Origin of the sequence: Vibrio hepatarius, from assembly GCF_043642085.1 — a bacterium.
Classification (GTDB): domain Bacteria; phylum Pseudomonadota; class Gammaproteobacteria; order Enterobacterales; family Vibrionaceae; genus Vibrio; species Vibrio hepatarius_C.
This window is the reverse complement of sequence record NZ_JBHZSA010000005.1, coordinates 57,781-72,465: the sequence shown is the minus strand read 5'-3', so window position 1 is coordinate 72,465 and position 14,685 is coordinate 57,781. Positions and strand designations below refer to the sequence as shown.

At 41.4% G+C, this 14,685-nt stretch carries 17 protein-coding genes; 1 reads left to right on the top strand and 16 read right to left on the bottom strand.

The window, feature by feature from the left end; all coding sequences use genetic code 11:
- Positions 1 to 14: 14 nt before the first annotated feature.
- From ACHUFZ_RS12190 to radC, 16 genes are all read right to left on the bottom strand, one after another.
- On the bottom strand, positions 15 to 506 hold the full coding sequence (locus tag ACHUFZ_RS12190; protein ID WP_394127390.1) for a GNAT family N-acetyltransferase: 492 nt from the start codon (positions 504 to 506) through the stop codon (positions 15 to 17).
- Entirely contained in the window at positions 506 to 1,630 is a 1,125-nt protein-coding gene (locus ACHUFZ_RS12185; RefSeq protein ID WP_394127389.1) for a DegT/DnrJ/EryC1/StrS family aminotransferase, read from the bottom strand. Before ACHUFZ_RS12185 ends, ACHUFZ_RS12190 begins: the two co-directional genes overlap by 1 nt.
- A 14-nt stretch (positions 1,631 to 1,644) precedes the next feature.
- Positions 1,645 to 2,193 carry a dTDP-4-dehydrorhamnose 3,5-epimerase gene (rfbC, locus tag ACHUFZ_RS12180; protein ID WP_394127501.1) on the bottom strand — a complete coding sequence of 183 codons (549 nt, stop codon included), beginning with the start codon at positions 2,191 to 2,193 and terminating at the stop codon, positions 1,645 to 1,647.
- The gene (rfbA, locus tag ACHUFZ_RS12175) at positions 2,180 to 3,055 is read right to left on the bottom strand and encodes a glucose-1-phosphate thymidylyltransferase RfbA (RefSeq protein ID WP_394127388.1); all 876 of its coding nucleotides are present in this window, start codon (positions 3,053 to 3,055) and stop codon (positions 2,180 to 2,182) included. Before rfbA ends, rfbC begins: the two co-directional genes overlap by 14 nt.
- A complete protein-coding gene (gene rfbB / locus ACHUFZ_RS12170) occupies positions 3,055 to 4,152 on the bottom strand; it encodes a dTDP-glucose 4,6-dehydratase (RefSeq protein WP_394127387.1) in 1,098 nt (365 codons plus the stop codon). The genes rfbA and rfbB overlap by 1 nt, the downstream gene beginning before the upstream one ends.
- A gap of 119 nt (positions 4,153 to 4,271) precedes the next feature.
- Positions 4,272 to 5,141, bottom strand: a complete 870-nt coding sequence (locus ACHUFZ_RS12165) for a glycosyltransferase family protein (RefSeq protein WP_394127386.1) — start codon at positions 5,139 to 5,141, stop codon at positions 4,272 to 4,274.
- Positions 5,138 to 5,881 carry a glycosyltransferase family 25 protein gene (locus ACHUFZ_RS12160; RefSeq protein WP_394127385.1) on the bottom strand — a complete coding sequence of 248 codons (744 nt, stop codon included), beginning with the start codon at positions 5,879 to 5,881 and terminating at the stop codon, positions 5,138 to 5,140. The genes ACHUFZ_RS12165 and ACHUFZ_RS12160 overlap by 4 nt, the downstream gene beginning before the upstream one ends.
- Positions 5,878 to 7,176 carry a lipid IV(A) 3-deoxy-D-manno-octulosonic acid transferase gene (gene waaA / locus ACHUFZ_RS12155; protein ID WP_394127384.1) on the bottom strand — a complete coding sequence of 433 codons (1,299 nt, stop codon included), beginning with the start codon at positions 7,174 to 7,176 and terminating at the stop codon, positions 5,878 to 5,880. The genes ACHUFZ_RS12160 and waaA overlap by 4 nt, the downstream gene beginning before the upstream one ends.
- The gene (gene waaF, locus ACHUFZ_RS12150) at positions 7,176 to 8,228 is read right to left on the bottom strand and encodes a lipopolysaccharide heptosyltransferase II (protein WP_394127383.1); all 1,053 of its coding nucleotides are present in this window, start codon (positions 8,226 to 8,228) and stop codon (positions 7,176 to 7,178) included. Before waaF ends, waaA begins: the two co-directional genes overlap by 1 nt.
- 3 nt (positions 8,229 to 8,231) lie before the next feature.
- On the bottom strand, positions 8,232 to 9,158 hold the full coding sequence (locus ACHUFZ_RS12145) for a glycosyl transferase family 90 (RefSeq protein ID WP_394127382.1): 927 nt from the start codon (positions 9,156 to 9,158) through the stop codon (positions 8,232 to 8,234).
- A 5-nt stretch (positions 9,159 to 9,163) separates the two neighbouring features.
- The gene (locus ACHUFZ_RS12140; RefSeq protein WP_394127381.1) at positions 9,164 to 10,408 is read right to left on the bottom strand and encodes an O-antigen ligase family protein; all 1,245 of its coding nucleotides are present in this window, start codon (positions 10,406 to 10,408) and stop codon (positions 9,164 to 9,166) included.
- Complete coding sequence (gene mutM / locus ACHUFZ_RS12135; protein ID WP_394127380.1) at positions 10,389 to 11,195, bottom strand: bifunctional DNA-formamidopyrimidine glycosylase/DNA-(apurinic or apyrimidinic site) lyase; 807 nt, start codon at positions 11,193 to 11,195, stop codon at positions 10,389 to 10,391. Before mutM ends, ACHUFZ_RS12140 begins: the two co-directional genes overlap by 20 nt.
- A 20-nt stretch (positions 11,196 to 11,215) precedes the next feature.
- Complete coding sequence (locus ACHUFZ_RS12130; RefSeq protein ID WP_394127379.1) at positions 11,216 to 11,698, bottom strand: hypothetical protein; 483 nt, start codon at positions 11,696 to 11,698, stop codon at positions 11,216 to 11,218.
- A 145-nt stretch (positions 11,699 to 11,843) separates the two neighbouring features.
- Positions 11,844 to 12,014, bottom strand: coding sequence for a 50S ribosomal protein L33 (gene rpmG, locus ACHUFZ_RS12125; protein ID WP_004410866.1), 171 nt, complete (start codon positions 12,012 to 12,014; stop codon positions 11,844 to 11,846).
- 13 nt (positions 12,015 to 12,027) lie between these two features.
- On the bottom strand, positions 12,028 to 12,264 hold the full coding sequence (gene rpmB, locus ACHUFZ_RS12120) for a 50S ribosomal protein L28 (RefSeq protein WP_004410867.1): 237 nt from the start codon (positions 12,262 to 12,264) through the stop codon (positions 12,028 to 12,030).
- Positions 12,265 to 12,540: 276 nt separating this feature from the next.
- Positions 12,541 to 13,209 carry a RadC family protein gene (radC, locus tag ACHUFZ_RS12115; protein ID WP_394127378.1) on the bottom strand — a complete coding sequence of 223 codons (669 nt, stop codon included), beginning with the start codon at positions 13,207 to 13,209 and terminating at the stop codon, positions 12,541 to 12,543.
- 234 nt (positions 13,210 to 13,443) lie between these two features.
- Here radC and coaBC point away from each other — a divergent pair, with 234 nt between their 5' ends.
- Positions 13,444 to 14,649 (top strand): bifunctional phosphopantothenoylcysteine decarboxylase/phosphopantothenate--cysteine ligase CoaBC, encoded by a 1,206-nt coding sequence (coaBC, locus tag ACHUFZ_RS12110; protein WP_394127377.1) that lies wholly within the window; start codon positions 13,444 to 13,446, stop codon positions 14,647 to 14,649.
- Positions 14,650 to 14,685: the final 36 nt, after the last annotated feature.

Here is a 14,685-nt window from a genome sequence, read left to right as displayed (position 1 = left end):
TTCAAATACATAGGTTAGTTATTGCAGGCTAACCTCATTTGAATAAGTCCATCAATAACTGTAACGGCTTTGAATCCTAGCTTTTTATACAGTGCTATAGCACGTTCATTGTCTTCATAGACTTCAAGAAAAATCTCTTTTAGCTCAAAGGTTGTTGCAATAAACTCAAGAAATACTTGAAGACTTAACTTCATCAGCCCTTTGCCACTCATATCAGGTGAAGAAATAAAGCGTCCTACTTCTGCCTTATTACTTTCAATCTGATAGACAGCAAGCTGACCAACTACACTACCGCTAACCTCAGAGATGAATACGTAATCATCTGACTTCTTTTTGTATGACTCAAACCATGCCTTATGAGATTCAAAGTCTATTTCAGCAGAGCTTTTAAACCACTTTCTTACATTCGCATTATTACGCCATGATAATGTTAGAGGAAGATCTCTTTCCTCTAACATTCTTAGCGTAATATCGCCAGAAATATATGGTGATACTACGTTTTTCATTATCTTGAGTATTCTTTCACAAGGTTACAAATTTTCACAACGTCTTGCTGAGTAACGCCCATATGCATCGGAAGTGAAATGATCTCATCACTTGCGCGCAACGCTTCTGGACAACGACCACAGCTCTTGTACATTTCATATTCTGAGTTATCCGTATAATGAACTCCTGGATAAACTCCATTTTCATTCAACTTCACTAGTAACTCATCGCGATTCGCAACTCTAATTTGTAAAAGGTGGGTTGAAGACTCACACCCTGGAGCAATTGGAACCACCGTAATATATTCTTCTGATTCAAGCTCATCTCGGTACCATTTCGCTAGTTGACGACGATAAGAGTTATCGTTATCTAGGTATTTCAAAGAGACTAGAGCAAGACCAGCCATAATTGAGTTACCATGATACTTGAAGCCCAAGTCTTCAACGTCATACTTCCATTTGTACGCACCTTGAGCTGCAGTACGAGCAAAAGTATCTTTATTGATGCCAAGCCAAGTTAGTTTTCTAGCGAGCAGATCGTCAGCTTCATCAGAAAAACAAATCATACCAGAGTCTGCAGTAGGCATATTTTTCACTGCTTGGTAGCTGAATACAGTAACATCAACATTATGACCTACATGCTTACCATGCAGTCTTGAACCAGCCATATGGGCTGCGTCAAGAATTAATGATAGCCCTTTCTCTTTACACAGCTTAGCAACTGCTTCTAACTGCCCGGTATTCCCACCCAAGCCAACAAAAACAACAGCTTTCGTTTTCTCTGTTATTTTTTCTTCGATACTTTTAGGGTCAAGACATAAGTATTGATCTATGTCTGCAAATACAGGCTCTAAGCCAGCATATTTTATTGCATGGTTAGTTGATACAAAAGTCAATGAAGCAGAGATTACCTCACTACCGTCTTCCCATCCGTGTTTACGTTTTAGAGCTTCAAAGGCTAAATGAAGGCCCGCTGTCGCAGAACTTAGAAAATGAGCATTAGGTAGGCCTGTATAGCGCTTCCACTCATCTTCAATTTCAACAGTTTTAAAGCCCATTCCAGTCCAACCTTTTTCAAGGCACTCTCTTACGTGCTCTAGACACTCTTCTACACGGAATTTTGGTACGAATAGTTGTGTAGTCATTGCTATACCCTAAGTTAAATAAAAAATTGAGTGTCTTTAAGCAAGACACCGTTTTTATCTTTGTCAGAAATGGTTAGTTCGCCTTCTGGCATTTGCCAATCAATAGATAGTTCTGGATCATTCCAAGCAAGCGCAACTTCATGTTCAGGAGAATAGTAATCCGTTGTCTTGTAGAGAAATTCAACTTCATCTGTCAAAGTCAAGAAGCCATGAGCAAAACCTTCTGGAATCCACAATTGGAGCTTATTGCTATCGCTTAATTCGAACGTTTGCCATTGCTTAAAGGTAGGGGAATTTACCCTCAAATCCACTGCAACGTCTAGAACTTTTCCTCGTACGACTCGAACTAATTTACCTTGTGTATGTTGTGTCTGATAATGCAAACCTCTAAGGACACCTTTACCGGACTTGGAGTGGTTATCTTGTACAAAATCGACCTTTTTCCCTATAGACTCCTCAAATTCTCTCTGATTGAAACTTTCCATAAAAAAGCCTCTATCATCCTCAAATACACGAGGGTCAATAAGAAACACACCTCTCAGTTTCGTCTCAATTAGCTTCATCATTCACCAACTTATGTAAATATTGGCCATACTCATTTTTAAGCATTGGCTTTGCTAGTCGTTCAATATCAGAGCTTGATAGCCAGCCTTGCCGCCATGCAATTTCTTCAAGGCACGCAACTTTCAAACCTTGAACATGTTCAATAGTTTGAACAAATGAAGAAGCTTGGTGCAAGCTTTCGTGAGTCCCCGTGTCAAGCCACGCAAAACCACGACCAAGTAGCTCTACATTTAGTGAATCATTATTGAGATACATTTCATTGATTGACGTAATTTCCAACTCGCCGCGCACAGATGGTCTGACTTGTTTTGCAAACTCCACAACACGGTTATCATAGAAATATAAACCCGTCACTGCATATTTTGATTTGGGGTTAGTAGGTTTTTCCTCAATAGAGACTACTTTCATATCAGCGTCAAATTCGACAACACCAAAGCGCTCAGGATCCTTAACTTGATACCCAAATACCGTTGCACCGCTCTCTCGTTCTGTTGCATTCTTCAGAGTTTTACTAAACGATTGACCATAAAATATATTATCGCCTAGCACCAAACAAACACTGTCGCCACCTATAAACTCTTCACCAATAATAAAAGCTTGTGCTAATCCATCAGGACTTGGTTGAATGGCGTACTCTAGATTAATGCCAAAATCAGAGCCATCACCTAACAAGCGTTTAAATCCATCGCTATCTTCTGGTGTAGTGATGATCAAGATGTCTTTAATACCCGCTAACATGAGAGTTGAGATCGGGTAAAATACCATTGGTTTATCGTAAATAGGCAAAAGTTGCTTGGACACACCTCGAGTCAGAGGATACAAACGAGTACCTGAACCACCAGCTAAAACAATACCTTTCATTACGTATTTTCCTGTGAATATCCTGAGTCCACTCCTAAACGTTCACGCTGGTAACTACCATCTTGAACATTTTGACACCACTTTAAGTTATTCAAATACCACTGAACGGTCTTTCTCAAGCCAGTATCAAACGTTTCAACAGGTGACCAACCAAGCTCTTTTTGCATCTTTGAAGAGTCAATTGCATAGCGGCGATCATGACCAGGACGGTCTTGAACATAAGTAATCTGCTCTGCATAGGGCTCATCCTTAGGCACTAAAGCATCCAATATAGAACAAATGGTTTGTACCACTTCAAGGTTTTGTTTTTCATTGTGGCCGCCAATATTATAGGTTTCCCCAATTTTGCCTTCGGTCACTACTTTGTATAGTGCACGCGCATGATCTTCTACAAATAACCAATCACGGATTTGATCACCTTGACCGTATATTGGTAACTCCTTGCCCTCTAAAGCATTAAGGATTACAAGTGGAATCAACTTTTCAGGGAAGTGGTATGGCCCATAGTTATTTGAGCAGTTAGTAACAATTGTAGGTAAACCATAAGTACGCAGCCACGCTCTAACTAAGTGGTCACTAGAAGCTTTTGACGCTGAGTAAGGGCTCGATGGCATATAAGGAGTCGTTTCCATAAACATCGGTAGGTCAGCGTCAGCTTCTACTTCATCAGGATGAGGAAGGTCACCATAGACCTCATCAGTGGAAATATGATGAAAACGAAACATTTGTTTGTTTTGGCTGTCTAACTTACTCCAATAGGCTCGTGCTGCTTCTAATAGGGTATAAGTCCCAACGATATTGGTTTCAATGAAAGCTGCAGGGCCCGAAATTGAACGATCAACATGTGATTCTGCAGCTAAGTGCATCACAGCATCAGGCTTATGCAGAGAAAACACACGATCAAGTTCTACTCTATCGCATATGTTTACTTGCTCAAAAGAGTAGCGTTTGCTGTTTTCAATAGATACTAACGATTCTAAATTACCTGCATATGTCAAACAGTCTACGTTAACAATACTATCCGTAGTGTTTGCAATAATATGACGAACAACAGCAGAGCCAATAAAACCAGCCCCACCAGTTACTAAAATTTTCATTGTTTAGCCTACTTTCAATCTAATAAATCGTAGCTATTTACCAGCCCCCACCGAAAATCAAATGTTACCTAGGGGACTTGAATTTTTTGTACTACCTTTCTTTTGACAATGCTACCAATTTACTCTTCTTTTAAGCCAAAAAGCTTACGCAGCTTTTTTTTCTTCTTGTATATATGCCCACGAATCACTTCCGACAATGGCCTTTTAAAGCTTATTTCTTTAGCCAATTGAACCTGTGTCTCAAAAGGCTTGTCGCCATTTTCATCAAAGAACTGCTGTAGAACAATACGAGCCCAGTTCTTTTGACCACTCGTAGAATAATCATTTACGTACTCTCTTGCTGGTGAAAGTTCAAAGTCTTTCGCCAAAGCTTCAGATAAAGCGAATTGCTCGATAGTATGAGCCTGACAGTCTAGATGCATCATACCTAGAATAAGATCATCGGCATAATCTACATTGTTCATCATCGACCTTGTGACGCCAATAACTCCTGAATTCCACATCGTTGAGGAAGGGGAAACTTCATAATTACTGCAATCTGTAATAGAAATCTTTTTCCCTTTCAGCTTCCCATATTCTGACTTTGTACTTACATTATATATGTTCGTCTCTGGATAGAAGAGAACAGCCTTCTTATCGTCAATCAGTTCAAAGAGCTCGACTGAATTTGACTTAAAGTGAGTGTCAGCATCAAAGAACAATAACTTATCCACCTCACTTGGAATAAGATCAATAATATACCTTAATCCACGATTTTTAATTCTAAAGTGATACTTGCCACCACATGTCCACTCTGCCTTTTGCTCTGGAGAGATGGGGTAGACCGTAAAAGGTAAATCTGAGAAAAACTCAGGTTTCTCTGTCAAAATAAAAACCTTTGGCCAGTTTTCTTTAGGGGTATTCGACAAAAAGGAAATGAGACTAAACTTCGCTCCATTATAGTATGTAAGATCGTCACCATATACGATAGATACTATTGCATTTCTCATTTTTTCCCCTCAGGAATCTCAAACAATCTTTTTTGTTTTTGACTTAAGTGACTTCGAATATCTCGTCGATAAAAATCTTTTACTGCACTTCTAATCGACGCATATACACCTGATTTAGCCCCATTAAGCTCACTAGAAAAAAGTCCACTTTTGCTACCTTGAGCTACGAGCGGTGGTTGGCACCAGTATATAGAGTAACCTAACTTATCATTTTCGTTACCAATAAAGCCATCTATAGGCGCATCAACTGGGCTTGACTCAATGTAAGAAACCAACGTTTTAGCAAAATCATAATCGTATACAAGACCACCCGTCAGCTTGTTAGTTTTACATAAATATAGTTGTTGATCTTTATTTCTTACTGATATCGGCACGGCACTCGCTGCATCCTCAATATTGATTACGTAGTTTTTTTTACCATCAATTTCCAACAAAACTGAGCGTAACTTATCTAAGAACCCATCTACGAGCAACGCATCATCTTCAAGAACCAACACTTGCGGAATACGTTCTTCCACAACTCGCTTCATAACTAAATAATGTTTATAGAAACAAGACTTTTCTGGCAAACGCAATGAGTCAGTAAAGAATTCATTACGTACGGCATCACTAAGATCATCGATATCACCTCGAAGCATATACTCATACTCATTGATACCTCGAGAAGGAAGATGTGTATCAATATGCTTACGTCGTTCTTCATAGCCTTTGCTGACGTGAATGATGAATGTTTTGATCACTTAGAACTCTCTATAACTCTGTTGATAATATCGATACTACGCTGAAGCGCACCTTGGTTTTTTTCTACAACGGACAAAGCCACTCTACCACCTAGCTCTAACTTTTTAGGTGACGATAAGCACTCAATAACCTTGTTGGATAATTGCTCTTCATCCTCGACGACTTCTAGAGCACCTGCTGCAATAAGCTGCTGACCAAGATCAGCAAAGTTATAATAACTTGGCCCGGTAATAATCAGCTTAGAGAGCGTAGCGGGCTCGATAAAGTTATGCCCACCCACCTTATCTCCGAGAAGGCTCCCCCCCATGAAAACAAGGTCACTAGCTGCAAGAAACTTGATCATTTCCCCCATAGTATCACCCAAATAGACATCTGTACCTTCAGGTAACCTATCTAAACTTCCGCGACTTCGCCTAACCAAAGACAGCTGCTGACTTTTTATAAGTTCAGCCACAGAGTCAAAACGCTCAGGATGGCGTGGAACCAGTACAAGTAGTAATTCTGGATGTTCCAATTTTGCAGATTTAAAAGCAGAAAGGATTTGTTCGTCTTCACCCAGATGCGTGCTTGCTGCAACCAAGACCTTGCGGTTATCACCAAATTGAAGCTTTAGCTCTTGGCCTTGGTGGTATGCCTCTTCGTCAGCTTTGACATCATACTTTATCGAACCAGTAGCAATAACCTTTTTACTACTGATTCCTAATTGTCGAAAGCGCTCAGCATCATCACCGTGAACGGTCATTATTTTCGACAGTTTCTGCAGTATTGGTGATATCAGTAAGCTAAGCTTCCGATAATTTAAAAATGACTTCTGAGAAAGACGCCCATTCACAAGCACTATAGGTACATTGTACGAAGCGACAGTATGTATAGTGTTAGGCCATAACTCAGTTTCAATAATGAGCATTACTTCAGGCTTAATAGCGTTAAGAAACTTACGTACACACCAAGAGAAGTCGATTGGCATATATCGATGGGAAACATGATTACCCAATTTAGAAACTTGCTCAGCGCCAGTACTGGTTGTCGTAGTAACAAGTAGCTGCTTGTCCGGGTATTGCTCGGCCAAACAACTCACTAGCCCCTTACTTGCCAGTACCTCCCCGACAGAAACAGCATGAACCCAAATGACACCTTTGCTAGGAGTATCTAGTTCGGGTGTAAAGCCAAAATGCTCTTTCCATCGCTGCCCGAACTTGGGTTTATTCGGTTTTGAACGATACAGCCCCCAAAGTAGCAAGGGGCTAACACACGCTAGTAACAAGGTATAAGCTAAGCGAACCAATACAGCCATTAACCTACTACCAAAGCATCGAGTTTAGTGATTGCCTCAACAACCCTCTCTGGCATAAGTTCTTGTAAGCATTTAAGGTGCTGCTTGGGGCAAGTACGTTCAAAACAAGGGCGACAGTCGATATCTGTATTTAGAATAGCCAGTTTGTCAGTGAGTGGTGGGGTGTATTTCGGAGAGCTTGAACCATATACCGCAACTACATTACAGCCAACCGCAGCGGCGACATGCATTAGCCCTGAGTCATTACTCACAACCGTTTTACATGCACCAATCAAGTCGACAGCTTGAACTAAAGAAGTACTACCCGCTAGGTTGTAGCAATGTTGCTGATTCTCAGAAGCGACCTGTTCTATAATCGCAGAAGTCACTTCACGATCCTTTGCTGATCCAAATAGCCAGACTTGGTAGCCCTTACTAATCATCTCTGAAGCCACGCGAGCAAAGTGCCCCTCAGGCCAACGCTTAGCTGGCCCAAACTCAGCTCCTGGACATAAACCAAGAATCGGACGCTCTTCAGTAAGCTCAAACTGCTTCATTGCTGCTTGCTGAGTTTCTGCCTGTAAACTTAAAGCTGGATACGGCAAATCTTTCAACTCACCTAAGCACCCACTGCCTGTCATCGCAGATTTTGAATGAGCTAAAGCAACATAGCGCTCTAGCATATACTGGAACGACTTTTTATTGGTGCGAATATCATTGATAAGGCCAAAGCGCATTTCCCCTTTCCAACCAACTCGTTGAGGTATTTTGGCGAAAAATGGAATCAGTGCTGACTTAGCAGAATTAGGTAAGACATAAGCTTGGGTGTAGTTTGAACTTCTTAATCGCTTACCCATTTGGTAACGAGTTTTGAGATCAAACTGTCCATGACCAAGCGGCATCTCTAGCGCTTGGTCAACTTCAGGCATTCTCTCAAGGATAGCTTTACACCATGCTGGAGCTAGCACGTCGATATGAGATTCGGGATACTGTTTTTTAAGCTCAATATACAAACCCTGAGACATGACCATATCACCAACCCAAGAAGGGCCTACGATTAGAATTTTTTCCATTGCTTACTTTTTCTCTAACTGCCCAGATAGCTCGAAGTATCGTTCTAATGTCTTAATGCATACTAATTGCTCTAGCTTCTCATCTTTAAATGGAGCGATATAATCATGAGCATTTCTGACGATTCTTTCAGCTTCTAGTGGATTATCGATGTAATACTGAATCTTTTCTTCAAAATCAGACCAATCATCTTTCACTTCAATATAATGAACACCTGCTTGAAGAGTTCCTTCCATAAACCAAGTTTCAAACTTCATTTTGGGTGTAACCACTACTGAATTTGAAGACATTGCCCACTTTAAATTGGAAGCAACATCATTTCCTTCTAAACAAATCAGGAACTTATATTGAAGCTGCTCTTCAACAGACATAAATGGCTTTTGCCACTCAGGGTGTTTATCTGACTTGTTTGACTGACCAGCATCAACTAAGGGGTGGTCAAACATTTCCTGCATAAATCGAATACGATGTGGCTGAGTAACCGCACCTCGAAATACTGCTGCATCTTTTTTGTCAGTAAAGCTAAGTTCATCCTCTACAAAACGGAAGTGCCTGCGTTTATCTAGCTTGAATAGCACTGAATTGGAGTTATCGCCTTCAATTGGCCTAGCTTTGAAAAGGGTAGGAACAGGCTCTACATGAGTTTCATCACCAAAATAGTAGTTAAATCGATATGATTTAGGGAAGTAGTGCAGAAACTCTTTAAGATCGAAGTAGTAAGATGTATAGCCTTTGCGCTTATAAGACTTTATAGGAGTCTTGAAGCTTGACGGTAGTAGGCCTGAATCAAGTTTACAGTAGTAACTGACTCTTATCTGAATATCATCCTTCTTATCTGCATACCTGCTTTCTAGTGCTTTTCTATATCGCATAAAAAAGAAAGAAGGCATCAACCCCAAGCCGAAGTGTTTAAAGTAATAGAATATTTTCATAACTGCTAAGCCTTGACGCCTAATTTATTGTTTTTATCGCTAATCATTTGAATAGTTAGGCCCATTGCAATCAAGTACAAAACTGTGGTGTCCCCGTTTCTAAAAGGGCTATCAAATAAGCTCATAATCATAAAGTAAACCGAAGGAAGCACTAATACTCCAAAATACCTTTTATACTGAGTAGCTGCGAGATATGGAGGATAAAGTAATAAAAACATTAAAATAATAACTCCAACAACCCCAGATTTAACTAACTTATCAATATAATTATTATGAAAGTGCCCTTTCATATACCCATAAGCTTCACTACTGTATCCAGGAGCATTCTTCGCTGCATATTCTGAAGAAATTTCGCCATGCCCCAAGATAGGCTTCTGAAGAAACAAGTCAAAGCCAGCTAAGTACATTTGAACTCTAAGGCCAATTGATGAGTTCAAGTTCCCATGTTTAATCTTGTCGATTTCAGCCGAAGTATCAGAGACTCGAGACACAATCGGATCTTTTGCCATAAAGGTTATTGCTAATGTAGCCAATAGAATCATCAAAATGTAGCTAGTACCAATTTTCTTTTGATATATTAGTACAACCACGAACAACAAACTCAAAAATATAATACCTAGTATTGGACCTCGTGATTCTGTCAATAAAATTGAAAAACCACTTAGCACCATGGCAGCAACAAGCAGCCATATTTTTTTATTACTGCTATTTATAAGAAGTAAAGCTGCCGCTAGCAAATAAATTAGCCCTTGGTGTATTGCCAGTGGAACTGGGTTACTTGGCCAAAAGATCCTATCCGTTGGTTCGATAAAATAAAACCAAGTAGATAAGATAAATGAAGATAATGAAGCTAAAAAAATAAGCAGTTGCGCTTTATTCAGATTGATAAACGATGTAGGCAATACTGATAAATAAAACAATGCGATTAATAATCCTCTTAGCTCTTGGCTACTGGCACCATGAGTAATATAAGATACGCTTACAAATACTGAAGACAGGCATATACCTACAAGCCAATAATTATCTGTAAAATTCCTTTTTATCTCTTGAAATCCATGAATTGAAACATAGAGTAGAACAATAGGTAGAACGATCGCCACCATAGGTTTACTACCTTGAGGCAGCCAGATAATCCCAACCGCTAGCCACACAAGAGGGAGATAAAGAAGGGTTCTAGAAATCGATTTAAGCATCTTTAGTACTGCGTTAGTTTTCATTGCTAGTAAGGTATTATATTTGGCAGTTTTCACAAAAGAATGAGTTTCTCTGCCCTATTTTCTGTTCTGATATAACTTCGTTACACCTTATACAAGACGCCCCTGCGCGCCCATATACTAACAATTCCTGAGCAAAATAGCCCGGCTTTCCATCGGCTTGAGCAAAATCTTTGAGGGTTGTACCACCCTGTTTGATGGCAGTATCTAGGACTTGCTTAATCTCACTGACCAGTAACACCCATTCTTTGCTGGTGATCTTGCCTGCTGGGCGAGTTGGATGAATTCTGGCGCCAAATAAAGACTCATTGGCGTAGATGTTCCCTACACCGACAACCACTTTGTTATCCATAATGAATTGCTTCACCGCGACACGCTTCCCTTTGGCTTTTTCAGCTATATAGTCAGCATTAAATTCATCAGTCAAAGGCTCAGGGCCCATTGTACCTAACGCTGTATGATTGCCATCTTCCGTCCACAACCAAGCGCCAAAACGTCTTGGGTCGTTGTAGCGCAGCACTTTTCCATTGGTAAGCTTGAGATCGACGTGATCATGTTTGGCAGGCGCTATTTCAGCATCCAGTACTCTCAGTGAACCAGACATGCCTAAATGGACAATTGCACAGCCAACATCAGTTTCAATCAGCAAGTATTTAGCTCGACGAGAGATGTTACGAATCACCTGCCCTTCCATCTGCTTTAATTCTTGGGGAATATCCCAACGCAGCTTTGGAGTGCGAAACGTCAGTTTGGCGACGGTTTCTCCAATCAAATGCGGAGAAATTCCCATCCGGCTGACTTCAACTTCAGGTAGTTCAGGCATGACAAGGTCCTATGATGTGGTTATTGAGGCATAAGATAACGAGGTTCGACCGAGATTGCTATCCACTTACCTTGCCAATTTTTCAGCAGCCAAAACTGTGGAGTTTGGTAAAAAGTGATCCTTTGCGGCTCTTCTTGATCGAAATACCACACCTCGATAGTTTCAGGTGAACCTAATTGAGGCTTCAAATCTTCAAAGCTTTGTTGATTTACCTCTGTACCAACCAGCTCTTGCCAGCGTTTTACGAGGTCAGCTTCTGGAATCGCACTAGGACTAGAGCTTCGCCAACGGCCTTGGTTATTTTCTAGTGACCAATTCGAAAAATGCAGCGCTTGAAGATCTTGAGTTGGATTGAGTAGATACGGGTGTTGACCGACAACCGCTGGCTCATCAATTAAGTAGGTTTTGATTAACGTTGGCAGATTCAGTAAACCAATAAAGGCAATAATGCCCAGAATCAGGATGTTGTTCCAACGTCGGCGACGGGCAGGTGACACTCGCATATCATTTCCTTGGCAGGCACTAGCGCCGCTTAAGTATTTGAATTAGATACACTGAGTATAAATTGCAGGTAATAAAAAACCCAACCATATTGCTATGATTGGGTTTCAATTCACGCTTCCCGAAGGAAGTTCAAAGAAGAATCAATTACTTGATTTTAGCTTCTTTGTACATAACGTGCTGGCGAACTACTGGATCAAATTTCTTGATCTCAAATTTGCCTGGCATGTTACGCTTGTTCTTATCAGTCGTGTAGAAGTGACCAGTACCTGCAGAAGATACTAGACGGATTTTCTCACGTACGCCTTTCTTTGCCATTGTCTATTTCCTCTTAAACGTTTTCGCCGTTTGCACGGATATCAACAAGAACAGCATCGATGCCTTTCTTGTCGATGATACGCATACCTTTAGCAGATAGACGTAGTTTAACAAAACGTTTTTCGCTCTCTACCCAGAAACGATGAGTTTGTAGGTTCGGCAGAAAACGACGCTTAGTAGCATTGCGTGCGTGTGAACGGTTGTTACCCGTTACTGGACGCTTACCAGTTACTTGGCATACTCGTGACATGAATGTCTTCTCCAAAATCGTTTCAGCTCGATATCAACCTTGGTGGCCGAACCTCTCAGTTTCTAAATTAGAAGTTTGAGGTCTTATACCGCTATGGAAACCCATACAAGGCTATCAAAGGTCGCGCATTATACTAACTTGAGTAGCATTGCTCAAGACCCGAACAGATCCTTTTTACAGGTTTTCCTGATCTTTTTTAGGCAGAGCTGATTTATGTGCTAAAAAATGTCGGGGGATTGTAGCAGAAATCAGCGAACTCACAACTAAAAATGTGATTTAAATCCAACCACGTTCTGCGAAGGAAACAATTTCACCATCTCCAACCACAAAATGGTCTAAAACTCGAATGTCGACTAAAGCCAAGGCATCTATGATACGCCGAGTAATTCTACGGTCGCTCTGGCTAGGCTCTGCAACGCCTGAGGGGTGATTGTGAGCAAGAATTAAAGCTGCCGCATTGTGCTCTAATGAGCGCTTCACTACCTCTCTAGGATAAACAGAAGCTGCATCTATCGTGCCTTGAAATAGTGGCTCGCCAGATATCACTCGGTGTTGGTTGTCTAAAAATAGTACATAAAACTCTTCGCGCTGCTTATCTCTGAGCAATCCAGATAAATAGAGCTTGGTCTGTTCTGGGCTCGTCAGCGCTTCACCACGCTTTAGAGTTTCAGCCAAATAGCGCTGAGTCATCTCTAATGTCGCCTGCAATTGAACAAACTTAGCCACACCTAAACCCTTATGATGACAAAATTCATCAAGATCGGCTGAAAACAACGCTCTTAGCGAGCCAAACTCTTTAATAAGGTGGTCTGATAAGGCTAGTACGTTCATTCCCTGCGTTCCGGTGCGCAGAAATATAGCTAATAGCTCTGCATCGGTGAGCGAATGTGGACCATGTGAGAGTAACTTCTCTCGCGGCATGGATTCTTTGGGTAGCGCATTCATTTATAGGCTCTCTGACTAATTGATAACCAAGAGAGTACTTAAGCAACCACGAGCAGCTGAAAGTTAACCACTAGAACACGAGCAAACTCGGCGCATTCAAAGTACCAATTGCAATCAAAGTAGGCCGTTTAGCGTGTTGGCTCATATTTCAACTTCAATATCTCAGATACCGAAACTAGGCACGTAAATAGTAGCCATGGTATCTTACGGGCAGAATTTTTAAGGAAGATCATCATGCAAACACTCGCTGGCAAAAAGATCCTTTTAGGCATTAGTGGTGGCATTGCCGCATATAAATGTGCCGAACTGACACGCCGCCTTATTGAACGTGGCGCTGAAGTTCAGGTTGTCATGACTAAGGCTGCAAAAGAGTTCATTACTCCGTTAACCATGCAGGCCGTCTCTGGCAGGCCAGTATCAGATAGTTTATTAGATCCTGCTGCTGAAGCCTCTATGGGGCATATTGAGTTGGCGAAGTGGGCTGATTTAGTATTACTTGCACCCGCTACTGCTGATCTTATCGCGCGAATGAGTGCAGGCATGGGTAATGACTTGCTTACCACACTAGTTCTAGCAACAGACTCCCCTATTGCCGTTTCTCCAGCGATGAATCAACAGATGTATCGTAATCTCGCGACTCAAGAGAATATCGCTACACTTGAGCGTCGAGGCATGCACATTTGGGGACCAGCTGCAGGTGAACAAGCTTGTGGTGATGTCGGTCCTGGCCGAATGTTAGAGCCAATGCAGCTTGTTGAGCGCTGTGAACAGTTCTTTGGTGATAAACCTCTACAAGGTAAGTCAGTACTTATTACCGCCGGTCCAACCCGTGAAGCGATTGACCCTGTGCGTTATATCTCGAACCATAGTTCAGGCAAGATGGGCTTCTCATTAGCACAAGCGGCAACTCAGCTCGGTGCAAAAGTTACTTTGGTCTCAGGCCCTGTGTCACTGGCAACCCCAACTAACGTTGAGCGTATTAATGTCGATAGTGCTCAAAGCATGTTTGATAACGTGATGGATAACGCGACAAAGCACGATATCTTTATCGCTTGCGCCGCCGTGGCCGATTATCGCCCGCAAACCATCGCTGAGCAGAAAATCAAAAAGACCGATGATAGTGACCAAATGACTATTACTATGGTCAAGAATCCCGATATCGTTGCTTCTGTAGCTAAGCTTAGCGAATCAAGACCGTTTACTGTTGGCTTTGCAGCAGAGACTCAAGACGTCGAACACTACGCACGCACCAAGCTTGCAAAGAAGAACCTCGACATGATTTGTGCTAACGATGTCTCAGTAGAAGGACAAGGATTCAACAGTGACGACAATGCCATCACCATGTACTGGAAAGATGGTAAGCAATCACTTACTCTAGCGTCCAAGCAACAGATTGCATCACAAATCATCCTTACTATCGCAGAGCGACTAGAAGCCTAAACGGCCATTACTCTCATTGAGTAATCCTCAGCGATA